Raw genomic sequence first — 26,058 nt, forward strand, 5'->3', positions numbered from 1 at the left:
TTAATTTCACATTGCCAAATAATAAAATCCAATTCATTATTATTTTTTGAAGCTAAATACCAATGAATAACCATTATACCCCCCCGCAATATTCCATTCCGGTTCAACCTCCAAACTTCCTCTTTCCAATTCTCGGAGCAATGGATGATTTTCGTCAGCATCAGCGATCAGTTTCGATTTAATACCATCAATTACCTCCAGCAAACGCTCGTACATTTTAAACTCCATTTTCTCCGTCATTCCGGATTTCGTCCCATTTTCCAACACGTAAAGCAAACAAATATTCTCATCCACCGTGTTATCTGCCGATCCTGTACCCATGGCAGAAGGGTAAACCAAAGCCATAATTGTACCTGCTTTACCTTGCAATTTTTTTCTGAGATGTTCTTCCATTACCACCATTAAGAAACACAATCCCATTTCGTCTGCCAACACCTCGAAATACCGCTTAAAATCATTCAGTTTTACCATTTCTATTATTCTTTTGCTCCATTCGTTTATGTTCCAAATGCCAATGATAGAGCTTTAACAAAACCGTGTATAAGTTTGTCCGATTCACGTCCTCCAACGTCCCGAACGTCCCAGACTCCGCAACGCTCATCAATACTCCGGTCAAACCAAGATCCTTCTCCCCCAATTCATCACCTCCAGACTGTTTAAAAAGTCCCCGGAACGAGATCCGATTACCGTCCACCTCAATATCCCCGGTTTTAAAAAAGTTATCACACGCCGCAAACCATGAATAAATAATAAATCTATCCACTAACGCAACCCGTCTCCACCATCTTGCCCTCCGGACACATTCATTTGCATTAAATTCTACTCGGATATCGTTATCCATTTTTCCCTTTCGCCTCGCCCTGTAAAGCACAGCACACAACTTATTCAAATCATTCTCGTCCTTGTGTTCCACGTAACGCCGGAAGAAATCGAACGCCACAATGTACTCCCCGAATGTAATATTAAACAAGGCTTCCGATGGACCGTACACTCGCTTCATGCCCCTCCGGATTACCGGTATCACGTTTCCTATCCTGTTATACTCAAAAAGCTGCTGTCCACTCTGTTCCTGAAACATGAAATTTATCGTGTCTGCCGCCATAACCACATTCAAATACTTTTGCGCAAGTTGCTCCTCCGTCAACATTCTTTCCTTTCTCTCATGCCTCTTTTTACGCTTTATCCCGGTTAGAAAATACAACACCCGAATCTTAAATTCGGTCATACCAATATTACCCCCTATTAGCCGGAGGACTTGCCTAAAAATAAAACGGATCTGCTCCCGGTTACACTCGTCCCATGACGCCGGATACGCCACCTTTTTTCTTATCTCCGGGATCTCGATCGTGTTCATATCGAAAAGAATTTTTCCCGGCGATAATCCGTATCCTTCTTCTTGTAACTCGATGCTGGATTCCGAGATGCGATATACCCCTGCAAATCGACAGCCAACGCCTCGGCGTCTGCCTCGTAAGACATCGATACAAACCTAATCATTTCCATCGTTGCCGGGGTACTCGCTTTCAACGTCTGCCTTTCGGACGTGAATTTCGTCACCACGCCATCCGGCAACACCTGCACGGGAAAACGCTTCACAGCCTTCGCCATAACTCTTAAAGGAATTATCTGCCGGCAAAGCTCCACGATCTTCCGATCATCCGCCTCCGGCTCCCCTTGTATTATACTTTCCTTTATAGATTTATACCGATCATTTCCAAGGTAAGATATCAAGTTCCGATCCTCCAGCTTCACCATGGGCAACACACGCAAGTAAAATACCCGGCTATTATCAATCGGCACAACCTCGTTAAACTCCTTTGCGTTTTTCACGAACAAGGAATTTATATCCTTCCTCTGCTCGCTATCTTTCCATTCCGGAACACTATCAATCTGTTTATCCAGGTAAGAAATCAAACGATCTATCGCTTTGTTTGCTTTCTTCCGGAGGGCAGCATCATCTCTCGCTATTTGCCATTCCCACGGCAGGCTCTCGGAATCCTTGTCGAGTTTCACCTTCCGACCGGACTCCTCATGGCTCACATCCGTATTTTCCGCATACGATAGATAGGCTAAAAGCCCGATCGCACGCTGAAAAAACGGAATTAACCCCACATACACGCCCTCGCTTTCTCCATCCACGTAAGCTTTACTAACTTTTTTATAAATTTCATCTCCCACGATCTCGATCAACTCCTCGGTTGCAATTTCGACATCAGACAACAAGTTATTAAAATCTGCCGTGGCATAAAGAAAACTAACGTGTTTTCTAAGTTCCCCTGTACTCTTAAACAAAATATCCATACTAAATATTATTTATCGTTCGCTTACCCGGTGCAACTTCTTCCTCCCGGAGAACCACTTTATGGTAAAAGCCTATCCGCCATTCCGTCTCCGGAAAATTAATCTTAATCGCTTGATTTATCGACTGCAAAATAATCTCTTCCGGAATCGACGTGTCCGAAGCCAGATAAAGCTTCAGTGCATACAACATTTCAGATCCGGACGAAAGCTTTCCATCCACCATAATATTACTAAGAGCCGGATGCAACCCGATCCCCGAAGTTGTTGCGCTATCCGCCTTCTCGCTCACCTTCAACTGTGCCTCTATATAATCCCGGATTTTTTGGTCGATCGGAGTAACTTTCCACTCCCACGCTTTCCCGTCATCATCCCGCATTGTGATCGTGTGAAAAAACTTCCCGACATTCCGCTTCCCGGACAAAGCCTCTGCCAACTTTCGCATAACCTCGTCTTTGTGATCTTCCAACATATCGGAATGGTACTCGACATTCTCCCTCGTGCATTTCTCTTTCAGTCTCTCCTCCCACGTGTCCCAATATTGCTGCGGAGACTCGATATGAAACGCTACATTGATCGAATTATCAGTAATATGTTTCAGTATTACCGGCACGTCAGAGCTGCGCCGGATCCAGTTCAACGAGCCATAAAACGAGGGTATTGAATAAAGATTCCTTGCGTACGAGTAGCTATTATGATATGCCATTGATACCGGGTACCGGAATGGGGCACGCACATTGAACACGGAATAAGAAGTAATCCCTTTCACGCACTCGTTCTCGAAATCTCCTACATGTATCTGTCTAACATCCTCCAATTTACGGGATTCTACCCACCCCAAACGGGCATCAATTCCCGGTACGATTTCAAGTTTAGCAATACGAGCAGCCCTCCCGATCCGTGCCCCCTTGGTTAAAAATATCTTATCAAAATACCCGTGCAAATACTTGTACTCGACCATCGCCATTTCGATATATCGTAATACATCCCAAGAGTTAAGCCAATTCCATATCTCCCGATCGTAGCCCCATTCCCGTGTTACATCCCCACCTTCGTATTTCTTCCGGTACAATTCAGGTCCCTGCCCGTATAACAACCCCTTCTCACGTTCCAGAATACCAGGGGCAAGATTATTTTCGTCCATTATATTCCGGATCTCCACCGGCAGGTTATTCCCCACCCCATACGGCACAACCTCTTTACCGCACACGATTTGCGGATCAGCCTCCCATACTTTCGCATCAGGAACACCCGAAGCCCCCCAAGAAGACATTCCAACATACATACCGGTACCCACTCCAGGAATACCGACTAACCTCGACTTACCCACTCTTTCAATAGAAACACCACTCATCTCATCGTTATTTTTTCACCGTTAAAATTCAGCAAACAAGGCAAATAGAACTGTCTCGCCTTGCAAATATCATAGTCATAATAAGGTATTAACACATCTGCATTACGGTAGGATTTAGCGTCCGCTTTCTTTCGCAATACAGCTTTATGCACGAACACGACTCCCTCCGTCGTGTTCGTGCTGCTATTGTAACTCATAAAGGAGAAACTAAACGCCCGCCCCTGGGCTGTCTGCTTTCTCATCCTCGCTATTGCTTCGTATAGTTTCATACACAATAATACTTTTTATCCTATCCCATGGAAAGGACAAAAGATAATCTCACGGCTACACACGAAAAGGTATCCGACAAAAAGTCGGCTGTCTGGTTAGAAAAATCACCCCACTCCCGGAAAAGCGGTAAACCAATGTTTTATTTTGCCGCACCGCCCCCATCGGGGGCTGTCATATATCAACTTTCATATAGGCATTTGCGATCGCAAATTAAGTTGAGGGCGGTCGGGGTCTTCTTTGTGTTATTTGCGTTTTGTTTCTTCAAAAAAACGCAAAATATTGATTTTCAATACATAATTTACACACATTCTAAATAACGGCTTCATTATTTGCCTTTAGAGAAACTCAATACACCCGAAATAACAAAAAAGAGTAAAAAAATTTATTAAGCATTTTATCACGGTCTTTGGTATATTTTCGCCCACATTTACACGCAATTCACTAAATATCAATTCATTATCATCATAAATCACTTGCTTAGAATATCATTTTTTCGTATATTTGTATAGTGAAAGTCACTCACTAACAGAGTTTTAATATTAAAAATTTAAGTCATGGAAAAGAAAAATGAAAAAAAGGAAGAAGCTAAAAATTTAGCTGTTGTAAAAGTTGAAAACCAAAAGGCAGAAACCCCGAAAAAGGAATTTACAACTGAGGAGATTAAAAAAATTATTGCCGAAAACGAAGCGTTAAAAAAGAAAGCAAGTAATGAACCGCAGAACTTTGAAGAAAAAATCGAATATTTTCTTGACAAAAAGGAAAAAATTTACCAGTTAAGCAAATTAGACACTACGCATTTGAAATTAACCGAGCATTTAGATGAAATTCAAGGGCTTACGACAGAGGATGAATTTACATGTCGCGAGTACATTTTAAGTGTAGCGAAACCAAACGCTTACCGCAACGACGAAGACGTTTTCAAAATGAATAATCCTGTGATTATCGGTGACGTGATTAAATTCGTTTTGAGCCGTATCGAGGAAAAACAAGAAACTTTAAAAGCTGCAATCGCTTTATAATAAAAAAGGGGGATGAAGTCACCATCCCCCCTTACAGAGTTTTAACTTAAATAATTAAGTCATGAGCAAAGGTAAACAATTTCTTGAAACAAGAAAAAAACTAATTGAAGCTTCACGCTTAGCGCAGAAAATAAGAAACGAAAGAGAGTTAGAAATGACTATTAATCAAATATTATTAGAAATCATTTACGACACGGACGGAGCAATAGAATTTAATACATTCAACCAGTGGCAAAAAAAAGGCTACACGGTGATTAAAGGTATGACATCATACAAGGTTTGGGGGCAACCTCTCAACAAACAAGAACAAGAAAAAAAGAAACAACAAGAAAAGGAACAGGGAAAAGAAAATGACGAAGGTGAATTTATGTTTTTTCCCGTCTGTTATTTGTTTTCAGACAAGCAAGTGCACAAGTTAGATAAATCTCCCAAGGAAGAAAAAGAACCCGAAAATAATGTCAAAGAAGTCGAATTTTTAGAACTATAACACGCACACCCTGCGAAGGCGGGGTATTCGTGTGTCCGTGCTACTTTTTATTATTCAGATGCCATAACAAAAAGTAGCAAAAACTAAGCTTCTAACCCTGCATAAAAAAATCATCCGGCTCCCACCACGGAACCACCTTGCCGCACCTTCGTGTACTTCAGCCATTTTTTTCTCATCACCAAATATTTAAAGGAATCAGAGAAGTTTGTTGATTCATACAGCAAACGGCTAACAGGCAATCCCTCCGATCGTTTGTCTTTACTAATCCGTTTCTTACCCTTGTATTCTACAATTTTCACAGGAGCGATTTCCAGAGAACATTTTAGCGGTTTCGCATGATACATATCAATCAACACACGAGGTAGATTCGGGTTATTCCCGGAGAATAGTTCCATCATAAAGTCATACTCGTCCCAAGTGTAGATTGTCCCTTGGTTACGGCTCTCCAAAATCACAGTCCACCCCGTCGATTTATCGTTCCGGTCTTTCTCGATCGCTTGCTTTACTTTAGCCGCCAGATCCTGTTTTACTTTCTCGTATTGATTACCGGCACGATCGTAATACAAACGCAATTCTTTTTTCTCGTGAAGCTTAAAATAAGCCAAGAAGTTATCAGCCAATTCACGGATCCACTCCGGGGGTAAAGTATGCAAACACTTCAAAACACGATAATCTTTACCTTGCTCCTGCCCAAACGTCATGGATATCATGTTTCCAAAGTCCATCCCTGCTTCAATGGGTTCATCCATCCGGAGATATTTCAATATCCTGCAATCCTCCCGGTCACGCACACCAAATTCAGCACTGTATTTCTCCGTAGATCCGTCAGAGTAATAGTTTTCCGATTTTATCGCCGGATAAAATTTATTACCCTGGCTAAGGCGGGGTTTCGTCGAAAGTATAGCTGTCAACACGTCTTCAAGATCGCCCTCGAATTCGTCCTCGAAATATTCGGGGCGAAGGATTGCCGCATTAATGTAAGAGGACGCCACGTAGAAAAAAGTTGATTTCTGCCGGATGGCATTATATCTCTCTTTCCAACGATCATAAAGCCGTTGTTTGTTCCGAATCTCTTTTTCATCCCCGGACTCCTTTGCTATAATTAGTTCTTCTGTCACCTCGTTCATCACAAACGCCACCCGAAGGATATCCATTACCTGCTTTTTATCCATTCGCTTGGCTTGCTTTAATATCCAGTCGTACTCGTAGGCGTTATTTGGGTTCGGCATATCCGTAATAAAGGTCTGTCCCCGGTAATAGACGCTTTTTCCATACTTCACGTAATATCCGCGTAAAGCCTTAGTGAGCTTTGCGATCTTCGCTTCCTGGAAATACTTTGATTCGTCACCGAACACGTGTACAAACGAGTTTCCGGCAGCGGCAGAAGGACGATCCAAGCTTATAAAAGTTATATTTAAACCAGTGAAGAAAATCATCCTGTGCTTCCATGACAATATTCTGTTATACGGTTTCCAAAATTGCTCCCGAAGATGCTCCGGACACGCCTTGAGCATTTCGGGGGTAACCTCCGGAGGCTCCTGCTCGACGACGTAATGAACACCCTCTCTAAACCCCTTCCGATCCAAGCCATCCAAGAGTATCGGAAGAATGTTTTTTGTCAGATTATTATACGTGTCTGACACCAGAGCTACCGGGGCACCAGGCAACTCGTAAATCATATCAATCAGACGCTCTGTAAAAAAATCATTCGTTTTCCCGGATCCACGACCAGCAATCAAAAACAAATTCCTCGGTTTGATTAGCGCAACTAACTGTGCTAACCAGTTTGAGTACAATATTCCAACCCGCTTACTTTTTATATCAAGCTTCTTCTTCGTTGCCATATAGCATTTCTTCAAATGGTATAATATCCTCAATGTTAGCCTCCCGCTTTGCTTTTTCTTTCTCGGCTTCAGTCACCCCTTTTATACTATCAATCTGCCGGGCTAGGACAAGACGATCCGGACGATCAATCCCGATCTTTTCCGGTTCAAGGGTATAAACTTGGTAAGGACGGTCATAAGTTCCCTTGGGTACCTCCACCGGATCCGGAAGATGTAATTGTCGAATATCTGCGGATAATTTTATTAATTTCGCATATACCTCGTAATCCGAAGGTTCTTTTGCTACCCGGAGAACCATATCGGCCGCATCTTCCAATTGTTGCGCTTTCAGCTCCCGCATAGCTTTCTTCTCGACCTTAGAATCCACGTAAAAGAGATTTATCGAGTGTTCATACATAGCCCTTGCCTGGCTATAATTTAAACTAAAAGGAGACTTACAGAAAAATTTTATTGTTTTCACTCGTCCGTATTTCCGGCGCATACCGTTCATCAACGCCAACAACTCGATATAAAGTGCCTCGTCCGGATGCAGATTAGAAAGTGAACCTTTTTCCACGTAAGCTTCCAGACGATGATACAACCCCTCGTCAATCTCGTCATTCAACAATATATCTTTACGTGCCGCATTAAAATCTTTTCGGTACCGGATCTTACTTAGAGCCTGTATCGCTTGCACGTTCCCCCCCTCTGCACTACTCATTACTCCCATTTGTTCACGTGCTTGGTTAATCAGAATTCCCCTCCGGATATGATAATTTATTTTTGACGCAGGATCTGCAGCGATTTCAATAAATCGTTCGATATTCACATCAAAATACATCGCCATTTCCGATTCACCGTACCCCAAAGCCGCCAGGCGTTCAAGTTCCTCAAGCTTTTCCTCCGTCAAAACAATCGCGTCTAAACTCATAAACCTTTCTGCTATTTAAAAATATATATTGTTCATTCGCCGCATTCTCCGAGAAGTTCCCGGATCCCTCGACCACGAAATAATTAACCCCGCTTTTTAATAACTGCACCTTGGAATGATTCCACGCGTAAATTATCTCGATTTGCCGTTGCTTTGCTTGTTCTTCAAGTAAAGTTACCACGTCCGGCATTCGATATTTTATCGAGTCGGCTATGTAGATCGTAACCGACAGAATGACCCCCTTATCATACCACCGGATAAGTGCCTCGACTATCCTGGAATTAATTGAATAAGTTGAAAAGCATAATTCCTCTATCAACCCGGAATACTTTATCACGTAGGGGATAAAAGTAAAGGTATTAAAGCTTTTACAAGCCCATAAAAAGAATATCTCATTCCCGGAGGGCAATTCCCCGCACAAGTTTTTAATATTCTCTATTCGCCGCAAATGAGCTTCCTCGAAACGAATACTTTTCGCTCGACTTTTATCGATCGGTGTAGGATCTTTCGCTTTCTCCAGTTCCGATAATGAAAATAAATTACTCATTCAATCTTTTTTCAACCATTGCCAGTTCGTCCAGTTTTTCTTGCAAACGTTGCTCCCGATAAGAGAGTAAATGCGGCTTATCGCCTTTTGCAATTTCCGCTTTGATCCGCCATATATTTTCACGAAGTTGCCGTTCTTTCCGGAACAACTCCTTCACGCCCATGGAGCGAACCCTCTCGATAGCCTTCAACCGTTCAAAAATCCGATGTTCTCCGAGTATTCCCTTGTGCTGCTTGTAGTAATCAAGTTCACGTTTTATCGTTTGATCTTCAATAAACGCATTTACCAGTTCCCGAACAACCAAAAGACATTCCTCGTTTTTGTGGCAGGAAAATAATTTCTCATGCAGTTCCACGCACGTCCAGTAAGTCGTAATTTTATCACTCGCAAGGATTTTAAGTTCTGCCGGACAATCTCGATCAGCCAGAAAGGGGTACATCTTTCTGAATTTATCCCCCTCTTTTTCTCGTCCCGTCCCGGAATAATCCGAGATTTCAACTTCGGCGAAACGAGCCAAAAGCAATTTCAAGCGTCGTTGATATATAACCGGATGAAGAGATAACAACGCTTTAAAACGACGGTTTTCACCATGCTTTAAATAGAGTGCAACACCTTGCTCGATGTTGCACGCCCCTTTAAACCATTCAAGTATCTCTTCCTCGCGAGTCATTTCAACCTATCTTCAATAATTTTCTGTAAATCTTCACTCCAACCCATTACCGAGTTATACACCCAAATCTTGCGAGGAATTAATTCTTTCAATCTCCGTAAATTTGCATCCGGACGACATACTCCCACCTTAAAATTATCATACTCCAGGTGATGAACAAGAGGAACACGACCGGGGAAATAAGTATTAAAATACAACGAGGTAATCAAATACGCCTCGGTATCCATATTGTACTTCTCGAATAGCGCAAGCAATTTTTCTATTTCGAGGAATACAGGTGTATGAGTTCCATAATCATACAAAGATTTTTCTTCTTTTTTGAGCAAATCAACCGTGCGTTCTCTATTCGTGGAATAAAGTCTATCCGTATTTTTCCTATCTGTCAACAAACCATCCACCCGGAGTAGTTCCACCTCCGTTAAAGTAAAATCATTCACCGGATAAATATCATCATTTGTCAAAATAATACTTTCAACCTGGGGAAAATGTAGTATAACCTCACGTAGTTTCGACACGATATCCAATGGAGGATTATCAATTATGCACTCGTGCGGTACATGAATAACATCTTTCGGCAAATACTCCTCGTTATCCCCTACAACAACGATCTGGAAATCTTCCTTAAAGTGTTTTTTCCAGCCTTTCACGGCCAACTCCAATTCGTTTCCCTGAACTTCCTCTTTGCGATAAGGAATCACAACGAGCAAAGGCTGTGCCACTTCGTTCAACATCGCCTTGTATTCATCCCGGAGTTCCACGGCAACTTTAAAATCCTCCAGAAGCTTTTTATTTTCCGCTTTCAACTCTTTAATTTCTTTTTCGGAAGTTTGTTTAGCTATTACCACGGGATCCTCCCGGATAATTTCATTCTTTGTTTTCTTTATTGTCATATTCTTACTTGATTATAATCAATAAAAATCAACATTCATCAAGTATTATTCAAGGACAAAAAAAGTCGGCCAAACGACCGACTTCCACTTTAACAAGCCATACTACACACCTTCTCCACCGGATCCGACTACCGCTTCACCTTGCACCGGAGGTAAAGCTGCCTCGTAAAAACAAGCTCGCCGACCTCTCAGTGATTGCGTTAAAGTTAATTTATTAACATCACCCTCGTTATTGTCAGTCGTTTCGACCGCCATTTGGAGAGGATTATACCTGCTACCGAATAGCTTTTTCACGTTCTGTTCCGGGTACTGCACGATCGCAAAAAGGTCTTCATTCAGATTATTCTCGACAAAAGCCTCAAATTCCGGCTCCAAGCTGCCCGGGCGAGAAACCTCAATCGCGGGAATTGAACCTTTGTTATCCGGATCACCTTCCGTCGGCTGAGAAATACTTATACTCGCAGCCGTCACCTCGATAGCCACCATTGATTTACCCGCAACCATTCCAATCGGTTGCGAGATAATAATACCCTTTTTATCCGGAACCGGAAAAGTTACCACATCTCGAATCCTACCGATCAAAATTCGCGGATCCTTTACTTTCGTCCGTCCACCGTTCGATTCTTTTGGAATCGATACTGGGGAATATACCTCTTCATTTGCCATATAACTCAATATTAAAAATTAAACACCTTCTTCTGACCCGGATCCGGAACCAACCACGTCAACAGGAGGCACGTATCCAAATAATAACTCTGCAATTGCAAAACCAGTCGCTTCCCACCATTCCGCAAAAATCTTCACGTCATAGTTTTCTCCCTGCATCCAAATTTTCGTCGTTCCCTTATTTTTAGAAAGCAAGTGAATAAAATTATCTTTCGGGGTAATGAAAAAACAACCGGTACCAACCATCCCATCCAAAGGAATAAACTCGAAATTCGTGTGTTGCAAACGACGTTTCCCCTCGTCCTCGTTTTTCGAGTTCGGAAATTTATCATCACGAGCGAGATCATACGTGTTCAACAAATCCGGATCTATGAAAAACGACAATTTCTTTGTCCGGTACTTTTTCGGGATTTGTTTATAGATCTCATCGAACTGATTGTAGATATTTGCCCTGGTCAACTTCACATCCTTCAACAGGCGGACCATCTTACACGCCGCATTACCATGCAGACTCTTCAAAACCGTAACATACCCATCCATGGAGCCGCCTTCATCGCCCTCGTCTCCATCTTTTTTATTCTTGTTTTTCGTTTCGTCGTACACGCCGATAGCGATTTGCTCGTCACGTTCTTCCTCCACTTTCGGCTTCAGTAACACGTCTATAATGTAGCGAACAATTGGCATATCTTTCGGCTGTAATCCTTCATCGTACAGATAACCGATAACGTCCTCCATGATCTCTGCCGGTTTCACCGGTAAATTAATCTTGTGTTTCCGATTTTTGATAACGATCGGGGTAAACTTAACCTGTCCGGAGGGAGTCCAATACGGGGTAAACTTTTGCATCAAATTTGTAATATGCGATTGAATCGCCTGCCACTCCGTCTTTTCTGTCATTTTAGTGGTCATGTATTGCGTTGCTTGCAATTTCCCAAAAAGCAACGTGATGATCTCGTAACGCATATCGGAAACATATTTCCCGAACTCCGTTTTCAATTCATCCGTCACAATAGTATCGGCAGCCATAGCTTGCAGACCGTCCCCGTTTGCAACATTATCCAAAACTTTGTTATGAAGAAACCCCATGTTCAAAGAAAATTTCGGCTTACTTCCTCCGGAAGATAAACTCTCGGCACCCCGATCATCTTCCGCTGATCCGCTCAACGTTTCAATCAAACCGTTAAGATTTTTTTCTTTCTCCTCCGCAGAAGCTTTGTACTCCTCAAACTTTGTTTTCAAATCATTGTACTTCTGTTGTTGTCCCTCCAGCGTCGCTCTCAAATTAGCAACATCTTCCCCGGAGGCATCGCCTCCCCCTTTCTCGAAAGTTTCGAGATCTTTCACAAATTGCTCAACGAATTTCTCCCCGTACTTTCCTGTCAGAGTCGCACGCTGTTCCTCCGTTAGCGTAGATTTTCCGTCCTTTTTCTCTAAAGCGGAAATACCGAGTATTGAATACACGGCCGATAAAACATTTTTAAAATTCATAGGCTAAGAATTTATATAATTATTAATTGTATTCTCTGCTTCAAGCTTTTTCGCCATGGAGACAGCTTTAGACAAAGTACCGATATCATCGATAAGACCATACTCCAAAGCTTGTTTGGCGTAAAACATTTTACCCGATAAAATACCCGGAATCTCAGCGTTTACCCCCGGTCTATTCGCTTTTACCGTTTCCTGAAACTGTATTGCCAAGGGATTCAGACTCTCTTTCCGAATCTTGTCATACTCGCCCTTCAATGCAAGGTTAAAAGCTTCGTTTTTATCACCCGACGGATCCGCATAAATCTCGTGGAAAACATAACCCATTTTTTCATAAACAGGACGCACATCGGCGAAACTACACATCACCCCGATCGATCCGAAACTACTACTGATATTATTATCGGCAATAATTCGATCACAAGCCGTCGCGATCCAATATGCTGCGCTTGCCGCCATATCACACGATGCAACGACAGGCTTACCCGTTCCTCTGGTATCCTCGATCGCTTGCACAAGAACCGCAACGGAATCACAAGCACCTCCACCGGAATCAATACTCAGAACAATAGAAGAAATATTCTCGCAATTACTCGCCTGCCGGATAATTGCAGCAATTTCATCCGCACCGTAACTGCACCAGGTGCCATACTTGATCATAGTACCATGAATAGGAATTATTGCGGTACTTCCCCTGGGGGCTTTATCGTACTTATCTGAATCCAACCCATAAACAGACTGTGTAATAGGTTTCGACTCGGATAAGATTTTGGAATACTTTTCATTGCTAAAACCTCCATCCAAAAGTTTATGCACAAGCACGTGACCTGCCATGATGTCTTCCGGACGGAGGAACCAATTTCCGCGAAGTATTTGAGATAGTAAATGTGGATACATCTTGTTTTTTATGCCAAGATATGACCAAGATCACCATTTCAAAAGGACGAAAAAAAAGCGGAACCATTATCGATCCCACCCTATCTATCAGCTTGATTTATCCACTTTTATTGGAGTTATACCTACATTTTCCTCTATCTCTTTCACAAGCTTATCAAGATTCTCCCTGGAGATATTCTTAAACAAATAAACAACCACGTAATTACTATTCTCTTCCATAATGTACCTCCATTTCTATCAAATGACCATACAAACCGGTAAGCGAGGAATAAGTTTCCTCCAGATGTTGCGATAACTCGTATACTTCCCGATCCATCTCTTCATCAATCTCCGGGAGAATACTTTCGTCAAAACATTCTTTCAAAAACAAACGGATCTTCACGTTATCAACGAGTAAATCGTTGACAAATTTTTTATCCGACTGAATAGCGGACATGATTTCCTCTTTCGAGGGTGTTTCTTTCTTTTTCATATGTGTAATTTTTGAACATATAGGTACAAAATACAAAAACGGTGTACCTGTCCCGTTGTTCAAAGTCTTACACAAGGCTCGCCAATACAATTACGATATTGGCACGGGGGTATACACCGCATATCTTTATATTTTCTTCACTGATAGATATAAAAAATCCACTCTTGTGAATCCAAGGGTGGTCTATCTCCACCTTGCATAATAACTTTGAACACTGCGAAGATGAGAATTTATTCCGAGAAAACAAAATAAAAGCGGGAAAACTCCCGTTTTACCACTATTCAAATTTACTATCCAACAACTTCCAATTATTTATATCATTCCATTCTTTCCCGTTCCACTCCAATTTAAGTTTATAATGAGTACGTATTGTAGCCCCTAATGAATTCTGAGCATCCACATACGACAATGCAGTATAGACGTTCGGCTCCACTTCCTCCACAACGCAATCACTACAAAAATCAGCCGTTTTAGGTGATTTCAATTGTCTTTTTACAAAATTCTCTGCAATGATTGAAACTCTTGTTCTCATTTGTCCTTCAATCTTCTTGGACTTACTAATTACTGTTTTAATATATTGTTTTTCATGACGAGGCTTATATGTAGCCACGGTACCAAACATAATTACACCATATTCTTCTCCATGTTCAATATAATTAGGTATATGAAAATAAACAACCTTTTTGTCTATTTTTAATGAATCTGCAACCAATTGTAAATACCTTCTATTCAAAGTATCAGAAGTCAATATTCTTACATATTTTTCTGATCGCTTATAAATACTACAAGTAATTCCATTAATACTAACTTCCGCTTTAGATTCACTTACAATGCTTTCTTTTGATTGTGTTTTAACTTTATTTTCACACGCTACAAACATACATCCCAACCATATAATCATAATCATAAATAAGACTTTCATCACAACTCTCATCTTTTAATTAAACATAGATAACCTTTCCAAACATACAACGATTTGCTAACAATTCAAAAAAAACATCAATAAAAAAGCCCCGGTAACTATTCCAGGGCTTTTCACGTGTGATAAACTTGCTTTACATTCCGGTAAAGCGTATATTACTCAATTCTACTGCAAATTCTTTCAATCCGTTTTCGATTCTCTCTTTTACTTTTCTACCCGGCTTTTTTATACCGGCAACATATTGCCGCATCAAACTTTCATTAATTCCTGCAATTCGAGCCAAAAGACTTTGATTCAAAGTACCGTTAAAACTATCAATCAAAGCGGAAATATCCTCAAAAATAAAATTAAATGAATACTCCTCACTCATCCAGTCCTGACGTTCCTCTTCGTACAATCCCTCAAAATGAAACTCTAAACCGGAACGCAAATCCCTTTTAAGTTTATCGAAAGAAGGGCGAGAAATCACAAAACCATCCACATCCCGCAAATGAGCCGATACAGATTTTTCATTCTTACATACTATTACGTCCAATACTTTCATAATACCAAATTTAATTTATAGTGTGTGCGTGCGATTACGCGGATTTTACTCCGCGTAATCTTTAAACTTGATCCCAGCTTGTTTTTCCATGCTTTTTAAATTATTCATGGAAACATCTTCCGATAATTTACCATCGACAGTAACAGTCCTCCTAATAGTCGGATGTTTAAACTGCCTATGGCTAGTACCGTTTTGTCTGGCGAGGTACCAACCTAAAGAGGTCAGGATTTTAATCACCTCCCTGATCGTAAACAATCTTTTCATAGAACTAAGTTTATCACACATCACAAAGGTAACTATTTTCGTTACCTTTCCAAAATAATTTGACATTATTTTTCGACTAATTTCAATAATCGGTGTATTGTTTTACAGACAAATTCGAATTTATAAACCGAACTATTATCAATATTTATGTTTGCAGTAAGGAATACGGGAAACACCGATGTTCCCATGATCTCAATTTCCCCGGTAGAATACTCTATCTTCACGATCAAACGAGAGCATTCAAGGTTATTAATCAATTTATTATTAGACTCTTGAACGGTTACATTACAAGACAATTTCTGCTCGTAACTTGTTCCGGATTCACTATTTTCCGATTTCTCTGAAAATTTAATTGTTTTTAAAGTCGGCTTCAACTCATAAAACGACTCATCCGGTAGCAATTCGATCCATACCGAGGATCCACTGACTTGGAACAAATTTATTGCCCGAAAAGCGACTACTGAAATCCCAATTATTTGCCTTAACATTGTAAATTATTTGTCTTTTAGTTACTATAAAACAATTCGAAATTCATTATTTCTTTCCCAAAAGCTGAAATTAATCATAACTCCATATCAATCAACAATTTTAATATCATCAAATATGATTTTTCTTGTTTTTTTCTTGTAACGGTAGTCGGATTTTTTCACTGCTTCATAACTTACAGCCGTATTCTTAATATTATAAGCATCCAGAATAGCTTCAATGATCTCCTTTTGCGTGTATTTTTTCCGGTACCCCGCCTCAAACAATAATCGCATCCTCTGGTTAAACTCCGTCTCAATATAATCCTTAATTTTCTCTTCTCCCCATCGAGAAACATACAAAAATCTCGAAACGAGCGTATAACGATTTGCCGCTGTCACCGGGATAACGAATGCCACGGCATTTGCCATGCTATTCGATCTAACCGGCAAGTCAGAAACTAACATGTGAGAATAAATGTGCTTTCCGATATCGTGCCCCCGTTTCAAAATTACACGTCCTTGCTTATCACAGCCCAACTCGTGCCGACAATAGTCAGATAAATGAGCAGGCAAATTCACGATCAAAATTGTTTCTCTTTTCATATCCCAACTTTTTCTCAAAAATATACTTTTTGACATGAAAGTCAAATTATTCACATTTAAAAGTTATATTATTAATTCATTTGATTGATTTTTCAACAAAGAACAAGAAAATTTGACGGAATAAGTATTCAAACACACTTAATTATCTGTTTACCAACACTGTAAATCTCCGTCAAACTCCGTCAAAGTTCAAATACACGAATTTACAAATCTAACGGAGCAAAAAAAACAGAACTACAAATAATTATAAATCAAATAATTGAATCATTTTTTTACTCCGTCAGAATATAAGACTACTAAAACTCAATCCGTCAAAGCAAATATATTGACGGAATTTTGACGGAGCATTTGACGGAGATTAACAACCTGATTATCTTTTATTTATTATTTACTCCGTCAACTCCGTCAAATAAAATGAAAAAATAATATCATAAATAAATAGTATATGGAAGGCGCAAAAAAAAAGCTGTATCAAAACGGCGTATCCGGTTCTTCAATTTCAATCCGTGAACCGTCAATTTTTTGCTCTTTTTTATCGTTTTTTTGGGGGTGTGGGGAATTTCGTTTAACAAGACGGACATGGAAACAATAAACATCCTTCCCGTCCCGGTACTCGCGTATATCGTCTCGCTTTCTTTCCGTTTCGGTCTTAAATAGATCCACAGGATTAAAAATGTATTCCTTCTCTTTATTAGATGCAAATCGACAATACAAGCGCAAACGTTCTTTAAATGTATTCATCTTCAAACTACCGCGGAATTTCTCCGGCATTGTTTGCTGATAGGCATCATAAGCAACCTGTTTGTCCTGGTTACAATTCAATCGCTCCGGAGTGAACCATTCTTCGGCCCACCAGATGAACTCGTCCGTGATCTCTCTTTGGATAGTTCTCTTCTCTATCGATTCCATGGGCGGATTGATTCGACAACGAAATTTCAAATACACGTGGAGACATTGCGCCATAAAATTATAGAACTTATTCATTTCGTCTGTAGTGTAATCCGTCAATAAGTTCTTTCCAAATTCCGTATACGGACTACGCTCCATTATCCCCATGGTGCGGTCCTCCGGATGATAATAGTCCGAAAACGCACTGAACCAGGTGCGTCTCCGGAGGGAGCTATCAAACTTCTTAATTCCGTGGTTAGACGTAAAACTAAGCTTCGGGGCTTCATCAAACGGTATGATCTGCGTGTCACTATACAACGAACGGACCTCGAAATCTCCTGTGACTTTCGGCATGAACCGGTGCAGATCTACCGTCTCCTTCACGTCATCGATGTACACCTGTTCCGTTCTCCCTTTCTGTACACCGTCAAAAAGTTTTTCAACGTCGTCCATGGCCTTGCTCTGACCATCTCGGACATACTGCGCTCGCACCTTCCCCAGCGTCTTCATGGACAAAGATTTTCCCGTACCTCCAAGATGCTTCCCCTCCTGACTGATCTCCGTTTCCATACAATAAACCATGTACGCCTTACCTTCTTCCTTGTATCGAAACATCAAATACCCTAACGCCGCAACCTTTGAAATAAAATGCAGATCCTGCTCCTGTCGTTCATCCTCCGAAAGCGGCTTTCCGGCTTCTTCTTTTTTCCAATACACTCGGCCGGTATTATAAAAATACTTCAGCATGGAAAAATCCCGATCGTGAATTGTCAAGCTATATTTTTCAGCCTCCGGAAGACCGTCAATTTGTTCTTTCAATTCCTTGTACACGGGGGAAGCAGGGGGGCACTTAGCGAGCTTCTTTTGCAGATTCTGGTACTTGTCAGAATACTCGACATCAAACGATGGACTCTCAAGAATGAAATTATGCTCTATTATTTTCTGATCCAGCACGTATTTGCCAATCTTCTCCAGAGCCACTTTCTCGAATCCCTCCCTTGTAACCCGCACGGCCGTGTTCTGAAAAAACAAAAAATCGAAGTCTGGCCCGTAAGTTTTAAAATCAAGATTAATGACCTTGATTCGATCAAGACTAGACAGCTTCACCTGGTTACTCCGGTGAATGGCATTCAGGAGATTTATATCATAATAGTCCGGATTCTTTTTCACCCAACGAATCAAGAAATCATTCACGTACTTCACGAAATCATCCTCCGCGATAATTCGCACGATATTATCCTGTATCTGGATGTACGTTATTTTTCTCCGTCCGGAAGGCATATCAAGACAATAAAATCCGTTCGCCTGGAGAAAGCCGTAAAGACACTCGTTATTAATATCAAAACCCGTGAAATTACCTTTCTTATCGAACTTTTTGTTCCAAAATCTTAGCGGTTGAGATATCTTCACGATATTTTTGAACGCCTTTCTGGGATCACGCACCTCACCATTGCGATAAAACATGAAGAAATCCTTAACATCTTTACTTGGCTTACCTTTAGAAGTTCTAAATCTTGCAAGATCCTCCGGCAATGCTATCACGTAAATATCCAAATAACGAAGTGCAATTCTATACATGGCTTGCAAACCCGTGTAATCTTGATCGTAAAGAATGTATAGATTTTTTGCAATCTTCGACAATATCCTGTACGTGGATAAATTTAACGGCTCCGTTTCCGAATTTAGCCAACAAACAGCAAACCCGGAAGCGTAAACATTCAACGCATCAGATCCTCCGGAACAGATCACTAGATCCTGTATTCTCTCATCAATTCCCCGATCTTCATCCACCTCCGGATATTTCCCGGACCTGGCATTCAAGATTAACTTTTCAACCTTCCGATCCGCAAAAACAAAATCTTCCGGTTTCTGTTTATAATACATGAAACGAACATCACCGAACGGCTGGTAAATCTTTCCCCAATCCTTGTAATCCCAAAAGAAAATAGGATAATTTTCGGTCGCCGAAATAATCCAGGATTCCCCCTTGTCATTTCTAGCCGTGATATAATAATCAAGCGGACACAATCCCATGTTATCACAATCTTCTTGTGTGATCTTATACCCTAAACAACGTAGCTCAACATCGGTGAATTTACCTCCTTTCCGAAGTCCGATCTGAATCTCTTCTGACGATTGTGGAGCCTTCGAGATTTCCGGCTGCCTTAAATTCTTTTTTTCTGAACTTTCTTTTATCAGCTCCGAGGCAAATCTTTCAGCGATCCATCGAATTGCAGAAACAAAATCAAGTTGGTATTCAGTGATTACAAGCTGTACCGCATTTTTAGCTGTCGTGTCGGTCCCTCCCTTGTCCTGGAGCAACCAATATTTTCCACTTTTATGCTTAAAAACCGAGCACGAAGGAGATTTATCTTCTGATTCCGGACGGATCCGAAAGTTTCGTTTTTTCTCAAATCCAATTTTTGATTCCGGGTACAGCTGCTCGATCACAACTCGACCGCCGTCAGTAGCCAACCACAATTCTTCAAGTTCGATTCTATTTTCACTCATAATTCTATCGTTAAAACCTTTTCATCCTGGGAGAAAAGATCTACATGCACAAAGCCTGTCCTTAAAAATAATTTTTTGTTAAAGTACCGGGCAACGCGTTGTATTTCATCGATATCCGGAGACAACTCTCCTTTCATCAATAATCCCCATCTCTTCTGCTTTATTCCAATCGATCCATAAAACTTTCTGGTTAAGACAACCTCTCCACCTCCAACGGCAGCCGTAACAAATACACGAAAAAAAAGTGGGGAAATCAAGCCCGGCTTGGGACGATTCGGTCCTCTAAGTTTTACTTTTTTTATTATTACCCTATCATTCATTTTACTTTACATTTACGTAACAGTAATAATTCTATTTCTGAATCTTCCCGCAAACAAGGAAATTTGTTCATCAAAGCCTGAATCAACCTCTCTTTACTCATCCCGTAAGCCCAATAACAATTACTTTCCGGAAGTTCCTTTAATGTATACACGAACATATCTAACAACTCAGCATAAATCTCATTCTCCCCGTCATTTGCCAACTTGTAAAGTTCTCCTTCCCGTCCATTAACCAACCGACATCGAATCGCATAATTACCTCGTGCCGGCAGAACAATCGCAAAACAAGAATGTTTTGGGATACTATGTTTTACCGTAATAATATCCATACTATTAATTTACTGAATATAAGTCTGCACGACAAAATTAAACTCCGTTAGAAGTTGTCTAATCTGGAGTATCTCATATGGATTTTTTCCGAACGGATAAAAGATAGTCCGTTCCCTAGTTATGCATCGTATACCATTTTTTCGTAAACGGTATAGGATATTACTTTTTCGCTTGTATTTCTTTGCATCCATGCTCCAAGTTGTTTTCTTTCAGTTATTTCAAATAAGTTAGTAATTCAATAATACATTCGGGGACCTCAGATAATTGTATCTCTGGTATATACTTAAAACAGAAAGCATTATTTGTATGAATTTCTATCTCAGACAAGCGAGATCCCGACGGAGAACCATTCCCAAAATCCCATTCAGAATTGTAATCGACGCATAAGCAATGTTTTTCATCCTTTGTAAAAAAATAGGTTTGATCACCCGGTTTACGAGTTAAACAATGTACCTTAATTTTTAATTGTTGTTCTTCCATGCTTCAAATTGTTTTCGATTAGTTTTTATTTATTTGTCCTCTCTTTGTTCTATAACATGTTGAACTGTAAGTTGATTAACGATGTAACTAAATTCTAATAGTGTTTTTTTATCGCCTGTTATTTGATTGTACATGTTACAGGTGGCCATATTTATAGCTGTAAAAAATTCGGTTACATGCTCTTCCCAGTCTTCCAGATGGTTCATACATTCTTCATCTTGTAGCATTTCAGACAGTTGCGTCTGTATAGCAGCCGCATATTGAATTTTCTTACAATTTTTTTTGTTCATATCTCAATAGTTAAAGTTTTGTATTGTCTAAATCAAATTCATACTCAGTATCAGGATATCCCACCTGCTCGTACCACACAGCATAATTCTCACGATCCGGGGCAATTGTTAGGACGTCATTATTTACTATACGCTGGAATTGTAATCCTTCAACATAATCGCATTCGTTAACCATCACATTGTAAGCTACTTCTTTTGCAAGGTTCAAATACGGGTAATTATTTTCATCGATACGATCAAGTTCCTCTAAACAAAGCTCATCAGGCTCCCCTGTAATGTCGTTCATGTGTTTAGACCAAGCTTTTATAAACTTATTATCTATTTTATTTTCGTCAAGCTCAATCGTGTAGGTTTGTTCTCGTTTTACTGTAATTGTAATTTTTTTCATAGTTCAAATCGTTTTCAACTTAATTTATCCATAAAACTTTCGTAATCCGGACACGTGCCCCGGCAAACCATATCATACTGCCTTGATAATTTGCACATGACGCTTTCCTTGTTCATTTTATCACAAAACGCCTTGGATGCTTTATCTTTTACTTCCTCGTTCGCTCTGTTATGCCCAGCTCTATATGCATTAGTTACCAGTTTAAGAACATCCATGCGGTCAATGCAATTAGGCTGCGAATCGCATATTCTCTTTGCATAAGCTAACGCCAATATTGTCACAGTTTTCTTTTTCATATTCTTATTGTTTTCTAATTAACTTTTAATGTTTTAGATATATGTACTGGGTACCAAACTTTAGCTTTTGTAACTGTGTCAATGCCATTAAACCAAATCTTTCCTTTTTCTACCGTTTGAAACGATGTTATTTTTGCAAGTTTTATATTGCCTTTTGCGTTTCGATAAGGAACTACATCACCTATTTTGTAGTCATTTTCCATACTTTAAATCGTTTTCAATTAATCATTTAACTTTTCAATTAATTCTGTTCCACATGTCATAATACCATCATATAACTTATACATCAATTCCGGTTCCCCCCCCAAACCTGATAAACATAGACTTTTTTACCAGCTCCCTTCATCCATCCTGCTTCTGAATGTGCAGAACGTCCACAGGGTAGAAGCAATATGCAAACGTCTGCCCATTTCATCGCATCAAAATCAGACTTAAAACCAGCCTCTGCAATCGGATGTTTTAAAGCATTCTTAAATTCAGAAGTTTTCCATTGTTGCCAATTTTCATCAATACTCGACCATTGAAACCCGCCATTCCCGTGAGGAGGATTTTTAAAGTCATATACTTCATGTCCATTTTCACGAAGGAAATAAATCATATCCCGATGATATTGATTCCTCCAACTACTTGCTACATATATTTTTGCCATACTTCAAATTATTTAAACTATCAATTAAAAACTTCTTGCGCACACAATTCCAAATTATTCAAAACATCATTCAAAGCCGATACGTCTGAAATTAAAACAGGTCGAGCATTTACACCTGCTCTCGGTCCAACAATACCGCATTCTTCCATTAAATCGAGAAGCCGATTCGGAATTTTATTTGAATACCTGCCGTCCTTGCGCTTTGCTTTGTTACAACAAATTCGGAGATTGCTTTAAAAAGAGAATCATTTATTACTTTCATATTCAAATTGTTAATATTAAATCAAAATCCTTCGCACGAGATCCTTGAACGAAAGCTCGTCCAATACAATCCCAAGTAACAAAAATCCTAAAACATTCTGTTTCAACTATTCCACTTACTCTATCCACGAATAACGATTTTGCTTGATACCTAAACTCTGAAAACAAACATTTAAAACCTCGTTCTTTTGTTTTCAATGATGCCTCCTCATACTCATGAACCCGATGCATTGCATGTACAATGGGCTTCTCTAATTGTTTTTCATCTTTTTTCATACTCTCTTATTTTTAAGTTGGGGTGCGGAGAGAACGGGATTCGAACCCGCATGAGCGACTTCTGTTAGCACGTACCGGCATGACCTCGCTCTCACATTTTACTTAAACCGATCAGATCCTCTCCAGTACCGGGCTTTATTCTTCCCGGCATTTATGTAATGGCTGAATACCCAAAACGACAGCTTTTGCCGCTAAAGCAGCTCCATTCGATGCTGAAAGTTTTTCTTTTAGTCTCTCCACTCTACTTTTTACGGCCGCTTTAGACAAACTAAGATGATCTGCAATTTGTTTAACTGGATAACCAGCAACAAACTCATGTAAAGTTTCCACATCACGACTCTTTAATCCGGAAGATTGTCCACAAAAAATGCCACGCCCAGGACAGTTTATTTTTAAACAAGCAGAATTATATTGATCCGGAGTAATTCTTCCGTCAATACAATCGGGATCTCCATCGAGCGATCCGAACTTACAAAACAACCATCTTTTAAAACCACTTTCAAAACCCGTTATACCTAATATATCACGGATAAAACGCTGTCCCTCTTTATCCATGATATATTGATCTACAAACAGTCTTTTTTCCATACTTGGTAAATTTTGAAAAAGTAAACATTGCCCCTGATGCATTGCATAAATTTCATAACCTTTCACAAAGACTTCCGTCCCCGTAAATAAGCCAGCAGGAAATTTGTTATTTCCTTCATCAATAACTACATTTGTTCCCATAATCGTAAAGATTAGGATCCCGCTGTAAGTTTTCCAGACCTGAAGCGGGATCTTTTGTTTAACTTATTTTGTTAGATACTCAGCAAGAGCCAAACGGACAACAACCGATTCTTTCATATTATCCTTTTTAGCTCTCTTCTTTATTTCTTCTTTCATCTGCTTAGAGATCAACACATACAATCTTTCCGTCGATTGCATAAATGCCAAATTCATACTTTTTACCGTTTTTTCTTCCATATATTCTACGTATATTTATACCACAAATATAAATATATAACTTTTAAAAAGGCAAATATTTTACATGAAAAAGTCAGAAAATTGCAATATTTCTTCTATATATGTGAAAATAAAAGAGTTACTTAAGACAAAAAAAGTTACATATAATGAACTCGCCGACATGGTAGGGTTTACTCGTCCAACAGTTGCGAATTGGTTTAAAGGGACCTCGAAAATTGATGTGGACACGTTACCTATCATTGCTCAAAAATTAAATGTTCCTGTATCCTATTTCTATGACAATAGCGAAAATAATACAATACCTAATTCCACTTCTGACAGGGAGCAACTTTTAAAAGAACTTGTCAAAGAAAAGGATGCGCGCATAATTCTATTGGAGGAAAAAATAAAAATGTTAGAACTAATAGGCAAAAAAACGTCTGTCCCTCCGGAAGAAGATGTAGAATGTGCAGATGCCGTTGGATAGGTGAAATGAAGAAAATTATTAAATATTAAAATGATCATTATGGACAAATTGCCCAGCCCTATAAATAGATAATAATCAATCAATTGTTCATCTTTCGCAGCTTCCCTGCTGCTCCACAAAAACATTGATTACCTACAAAAAACACTCAATTCCTCTTTTGTGAAAATAGAGTTGAGTGTTTTTTATTCGAAATGATTATTTTATAACTTTGTAATAAATATAATATTAAAAAGCAGGAAACAAGAATTTATGAACATCGAAGAATTCCGAGAAGTTTGCCTCTCCTTTCCCCACACGACAGAAGAGTTTCCATTTGATGAAACCACTCTGGTGTTTAAGGTATTTAACAAAATGTTCGCCTGTACCGACATTCTACCTTTTGAATGGATCGCTTTAAAGTGCCATCCAGAAAAAGCGATTATTTTAAGGGAAGAATATAACGAAATTGTCCCGGGATATCATTTCAACAAGAAACACTGGAACACCATATATATGCACGGTTCGTTATCGGACAAATTGATCGAGGAACTGATCGAACACTCCTACCGGGAAGTTATTCTAAAGCTACCCAAAAGCTTTATAAAAGAACATTTTAAGGAATTTTCATTGACGGAATCCAATCGAAAAAAATAGGGTAGCCTTTTAAAACTACCCATCTTTTATTATGTTATTACCCATCCATCAAACATTTTGGGGTTTTCGAACATAATGCGGCATTTCAAAAGGTATCTCTAAGGAAAATTCTACCAATCCCCGGTATTCTCCGTTTTCATACCAAGGAGTCTGGTAGATCAATTTCTTAACCCCATTTTTTTCAATTGTATAAGCATTTGTAGAACGATTCTCCATTAAACCGAGCAATTTCGTTCTGGCCGGCTCCGGATGACAATCCAACACGTTTTGTCCAACCAGATCCCCATGATTTGTTTTTTGAGATTTATCATTCATCATTAAGATGTTTCCGTCTTTATCACATACCGTGACAGCCACGTTTAACTCTTTCATATAATCCATAGCTATTCTTTTTTATTTGTGCCACAAATCTACAACATTTCAATAGGATTTCATTTATTTCATTCACCTGATTATAAAAATAATCCTTTTGAAACTCCCGCTCCTGTTGATTTTTTCAAATTATTTCTTCCAAAATATTTTGCAAGAACCAAACAAATCCATATATTTGCATCGCTTTTGAGAAAATTCCTTAGTAGCTCAGTTGGTTAGAGCGGCGGACTGTTAATCCGTAGGTCGTAGGTTCAAGTCCTACCTGAGGAGCTCTAAAAAAGCCTTACAAAGTTTGTAAGGCTTTTTTTTATTACCCTTTTCCG

35 protein-coding genes, 1 tRNA gene and 1 pseudogene are annotated in these 26,058 nt (G+C 39.6%); 5 read left to right on the plus strand and 32 right to left on the minus strand.

What is annotated here, in order from left to right; all coding sequences use genetic code 11:
* Positions 1-39: 39 nt before the first annotated feature.
* From QZR76_RS06720 to QZR76_RS06740, 5 genes are read right to left on the minus strand one after another with little or no spacing between them, the layout of a single operon-like run.
* Positions 40-471 (minus strand): hypothetical protein, encoded by a 432-nt coding sequence (locus QZR76_RS06720; RefSeq protein ID WP_294141579.1) that lies wholly within the window; start codon positions 469-471, stop codon positions 40-42.
* The gene (locus tag QZR76_RS06725) at positions 455-1,354 is read right to left on the minus strand and encodes a hypothetical protein (protein ID WP_294141581.1); all 900 of its coding nucleotides are present in this window, start codon (positions 1,352-1,354) and stop codon (positions 455-457) included. Before QZR76_RS06725 ends, QZR76_RS06720 begins: the two co-directional genes overlap by 17 nt.
* Positions 1,351-2,301 (minus strand): DUF6712 family protein, encoded by a 951-nt coding sequence (locus tag QZR76_RS06730; protein WP_294141582.1) that lies wholly within the window; start codon positions 2,299-2,301, stop codon positions 1,351-1,353. Before QZR76_RS06730 ends, QZR76_RS06725 begins: the two co-directional genes overlap by 4 nt.
* Position 2,302: 1 nt before the next feature.
* Positions 2,303-3,652: a hypothetical protein gene (locus tag QZR76_RS06735; protein ID WP_294141584.1), complete on the minus strand. Its 1,350-nt coding sequence runs from the start codon at positions 3,650-3,652 to the stop codon at positions 2,303-2,305.
* On the minus strand, positions 3,649-3,921 hold the full coding sequence (locus QZR76_RS06740; RefSeq protein ID WP_294141586.1) for a hypothetical protein: 273 nt from the start codon (positions 3,919-3,921) through the stop codon (positions 3,649-3,651). Before QZR76_RS06740 ends, QZR76_RS06735 begins: the two co-directional genes overlap by 4 nt.
* A 555-nt stretch (positions 3,922-4,476) precedes the next feature.
* On the opposite strand from QZR76_RS06740, the gene QZR76_RS06745 reads away from it, so the two are divergent.
* Positions 4,477-4,941 (plus strand): hypothetical protein, encoded by a 465-nt coding sequence (locus QZR76_RS06745; RefSeq protein WP_294141588.1) that lies wholly within the window; start codon positions 4,477-4,479, stop codon positions 4,939-4,941.
* Positions 4,942-5,002: 61 nt separating this feature from the next.
* The gene (locus QZR76_RS06750) at positions 5,003-5,428 is read left to right on the plus strand and encodes an ArdC-like ssDNA-binding domain-containing protein (RefSeq protein ID WP_294141592.1); all 426 of its coding nucleotides are present in this window, start codon (positions 5,003-5,005) and stop codon (positions 5,426-5,428) included.
* A gap of 110 nt (positions 5,429-5,538) precedes the next feature.
* Here the strand turns inward: QZR76_RS06750 and QZR76_RS06755 are convergent, their stop codons facing one another.
* The 26 genes and pseudogenes from QZR76_RS06755 to QZR76_RS06880 form a co-directional block, all read right to left on the minus strand.
* The gene (locus QZR76_RS06755; protein ID WP_294141593.1) at positions 5,539-7,272 is read right to left on the minus strand and encodes a hypothetical protein; all 1,734 of its coding nucleotides are present in this window, start codon (positions 7,270-7,272) and stop codon (positions 5,539-5,541) included.
* Positions 7,250-8,182, minus strand: a complete 933-nt coding sequence (locus tag QZR76_RS06760) for a hypothetical protein (RefSeq protein WP_294141595.1) — start codon at positions 8,180-8,182, stop codon at positions 7,250-7,252. Before QZR76_RS06760 ends, QZR76_RS06755 begins: the two co-directional genes overlap by 23 nt.
* Complete coding sequence (locus QZR76_RS06765) at positions 8,142-8,729, minus strand: hypothetical protein (RefSeq protein ID WP_294141598.1); 588 nt, start codon at positions 8,727-8,729, stop codon at positions 8,142-8,144. The genes QZR76_RS06760 and QZR76_RS06765 overlap by 41 nt, the downstream gene beginning before the upstream one ends.
* Positions 8,722-9,399 (minus strand): hypothetical protein, encoded by a 678-nt coding sequence (locus QZR76_RS06770; protein ID WP_294141600.1) that lies wholly within the window; start codon positions 9,397-9,399, stop codon positions 8,722-8,724. Before QZR76_RS06770 ends, QZR76_RS06765 begins: the two co-directional genes overlap by 8 nt.
* The gene (locus QZR76_RS06775) at positions 9,396-10,289 is read right to left on the minus strand and encodes a hypothetical protein (RefSeq protein WP_294141602.1); all 894 of its coding nucleotides are present in this window, start codon (positions 10,287-10,289) and stop codon (positions 9,396-9,398) included. Before QZR76_RS06775 ends, QZR76_RS06770 begins: the two co-directional genes overlap by 4 nt.
* 102 nt (positions 10,290-10,391) lie before the next feature.
* Positions 10,392-10,955, minus strand: a complete 564-nt coding sequence (locus QZR76_RS06780) for a hypothetical protein (protein WP_294141604.1) — start codon at positions 10,953-10,955, stop codon at positions 10,392-10,394.
* Positions 10,956-10,973: 18 nt separating this feature from the next.
* Positions 10,974-12,443: a hypothetical protein gene (locus tag QZR76_RS06785; RefSeq protein WP_294141606.1), complete on the minus strand. Its 1,470-nt coding sequence runs from the start codon at positions 12,441-12,443 to the stop codon at positions 10,974-10,976.
* Positions 12,444-12,446: 3 nt separating this feature from the next.
* On the minus strand, positions 12,447-13,337 hold the full coding sequence (locus QZR76_RS06790) for a S49 family peptidase (protein ID WP_294141608.1): 891 nt from the start codon (positions 13,335-13,337) through the stop codon (positions 12,447-12,449).
* An 87-nt stretch (positions 13,338-13,424) separates the two neighbouring features.
* Positions 13,425-13,556 (minus strand): hypothetical protein, encoded by a 132-nt coding sequence (locus QZR76_RS06795; RefSeq protein WP_294141610.1) that lies wholly within the window; start codon positions 13,554-13,556, stop codon positions 13,425-13,427.
* Positions 13,543-13,809, minus strand: a complete 267-nt coding sequence (locus tag QZR76_RS06800) for a hypothetical protein (RefSeq protein WP_294141612.1) — start codon at positions 13,807-13,809, stop codon at positions 13,543-13,545. Before QZR76_RS06800 ends, QZR76_RS06795 begins: the two co-directional genes overlap by 14 nt.
* A 277-nt stretch (positions 13,810-14,086) precedes the next feature.
* A complete protein-coding gene (locus QZR76_RS06805) occupies positions 14,087-14,734 on the minus strand; it encodes a hypothetical protein (protein ID WP_294141614.1) in 648 nt (215 codons plus the stop codon).
* Between the two features lie 130 nt (positions 14,735-14,864).
* Positions 14,865-15,275: a hypothetical protein gene (locus QZR76_RS06810; protein ID WP_294141616.1), complete on the minus strand. Its 411-nt coding sequence runs from the start codon at positions 15,273-15,275 to the stop codon at positions 14,865-14,867.
* A 45-nt stretch (positions 15,276-15,320) separates the two neighbouring features.
* Positions 15,321-15,539: a type II toxin-antitoxin system HicA family toxin gene (locus tag QZR76_RS06815; protein WP_294141617.1), complete on the minus strand. Its 219-nt coding sequence runs from the start codon at positions 15,537-15,539 to the stop codon at positions 15,321-15,323.
* A gap of 65 nt (positions 15,540-15,604) precedes the next feature.
* Positions 15,605-16,027 (minus strand): hypothetical protein, encoded by a 423-nt coding sequence (locus tag QZR76_RS06820; RefSeq protein ID WP_294141619.1) that lies wholly within the window; start codon positions 16,025-16,027, stop codon positions 15,605-15,607.
* Positions 16,028-16,114: 87 nt separating this feature from the next.
* Positions 16,115-16,609 (minus strand): transcriptional regulator, encoded by a 495-nt coding sequence (locus tag QZR76_RS06825; RefSeq protein WP_294141621.1) that lies wholly within the window; start codon positions 16,607-16,609, stop codon positions 16,115-16,117.
* A 471-nt stretch (positions 16,610-17,080) separates the two neighbouring features.
* The gene (locus tag QZR76_RS06830) at positions 17,081-20,008 is read right to left on the minus strand and encodes a hypothetical protein (RefSeq protein ID WP_294141623.1); all 2,928 of its coding nucleotides are present in this window, start codon (positions 20,006-20,008) and stop codon (positions 17,081-17,083) included.
* On the minus strand, positions 20,005-20,328 hold the full coding sequence (locus QZR76_RS06835; protein WP_294141625.1) for a hypothetical protein: 324 nt from the start codon (positions 20,326-20,328) through the stop codon (positions 20,005-20,007). The genes QZR76_RS06830 and QZR76_RS06835 overlap by 4 nt, the downstream gene beginning before the upstream one ends.
* Positions 20,325-20,657 (minus strand): hypothetical protein, encoded by a 333-nt coding sequence (locus QZR76_RS06840; protein ID WP_294141627.1) that lies wholly within the window; start codon positions 20,655-20,657, stop codon positions 20,325-20,327. Before QZR76_RS06840 ends, QZR76_RS06835 begins: the two co-directional genes overlap by 4 nt.
* A 510-nt stretch (positions 20,658-21,167) precedes the next feature.
* Positions 21,168-21,428 carry a hypothetical protein gene (locus QZR76_RS06845; RefSeq protein WP_294141629.1) on the minus strand — a complete coding sequence of 87 codons (261 nt, stop codon included), beginning with the start codon at positions 21,426-21,428 and terminating at the stop codon, positions 21,168-21,170.
* Between the two features lie 10 nt (positions 21,429-21,438).
* Positions 21,439-21,816 carry a hypothetical protein gene (locus QZR76_RS06850; RefSeq protein WP_294141631.1) on the minus strand — a complete coding sequence of 126 codons (378 nt, stop codon included), beginning with the start codon at positions 21,814-21,816 and terminating at the stop codon, positions 21,439-21,441.
* Between the two features lie 14 nt (positions 21,817-21,830).
* Positions 21,831-22,097 (minus strand): hypothetical protein, encoded by a 267-nt coding sequence (locus QZR76_RS06855; protein WP_294141632.1) that lies wholly within the window; start codon positions 22,095-22,097, stop codon positions 21,831-21,833.
* Between the two features lie 29 nt (positions 22,098-22,126).
* A complete protein-coding gene (locus QZR76_RS06860) occupies positions 22,127-22,315 on the minus strand; it encodes a hypothetical protein (RefSeq protein WP_294141634.1) in 189 nt (62 codons plus the stop codon).
* Between the two features lie 18 nt (positions 22,316-22,333).
* Positions 22,334-22,761, minus strand: a pseudogene (locus QZR76_RS06865) (hypothetical protein).
* Between the two features lie 264 nt (positions 22,762-23,025).
* Positions 23,026-23,298: a hypothetical protein gene (locus tag QZR76_RS06870; protein WP_294141636.1), complete on the minus strand. Its 273-nt coding sequence runs from the start codon at positions 23,296-23,298 to the stop codon at positions 23,026-23,028.
* A 135-nt stretch (positions 23,299-23,433) separates the two neighbouring features.
* Positions 23,434-24,027 carry a LuxR C-terminal-related transcriptional regulator gene (locus QZR76_RS06875; RefSeq protein WP_294141638.1) on the minus strand — a complete coding sequence of 198 codons (594 nt, stop codon included), beginning with the start codon at positions 24,025-24,027 and terminating at the stop codon, positions 23,434-23,436.
* A 63-nt stretch (positions 24,028-24,090) separates the two neighbouring features.
* Complete coding sequence (locus QZR76_RS06880; protein ID WP_294141640.1) at positions 24,091-24,264, minus strand: hypothetical protein; 174 nt, start codon at positions 24,262-24,264, stop codon at positions 24,091-24,093.
* Positions 24,265-24,328: 64 nt separating this feature from the next.
* On the opposite strand from QZR76_RS06880, the gene QZR76_RS06885 reads away from it, so the two are divergent.
* Both QZR76_RS06885 and QZR76_RS06890 read left to right on the plus strand, forming a co-directional pair.
* Entirely contained in the window at positions 24,329-24,730 is a 402-nt protein-coding gene (locus tag QZR76_RS06885; RefSeq protein ID WP_294141642.1) for a helix-turn-helix transcriptional regulator, read from the plus strand.
* 249 nt (positions 24,731-24,979) lie between these two features.
* Complete coding sequence (locus QZR76_RS06890; RefSeq protein WP_294141644.1) at positions 24,980-25,363, plus strand: MmcQ/YjbR family DNA-binding protein; 384 nt, start codon at positions 24,980-24,982, stop codon at positions 25,361-25,363.
* 48 nt (positions 25,364-25,411) lie between these two features.
* Here the strand turns inward: QZR76_RS06890 and QZR76_RS06895 are convergent, their stop codons facing one another.
* A complete protein-coding gene (locus QZR76_RS06895; protein ID WP_294141645.1) occupies positions 25,412-25,744 on the minus strand; it encodes a diguanylate cyclase in 333 nt (110 codons plus the stop codon).
* A gap of 187 nt (positions 25,745-25,931) precedes the next feature.
* On the opposite strand from QZR76_RS06895, the gene QZR76_RS06900 reads away from it, so the two are divergent.
* Positions 25,932-26,005 (plus strand) — tRNA-Asn (locus tag QZR76_RS06900).
* Positions 26,006-26,058 lie beyond the last annotated feature (53 nt).

This window comes from uncultured Sanguibacteroides sp., assembly GCF_900543425.1.
In the GTDB taxonomy this organism is placed as follows: domain Bacteria; phylum Bacteroidota; class Bacteroidia; order Bacteroidales; family Marinifilaceae; genus Gabonibacter.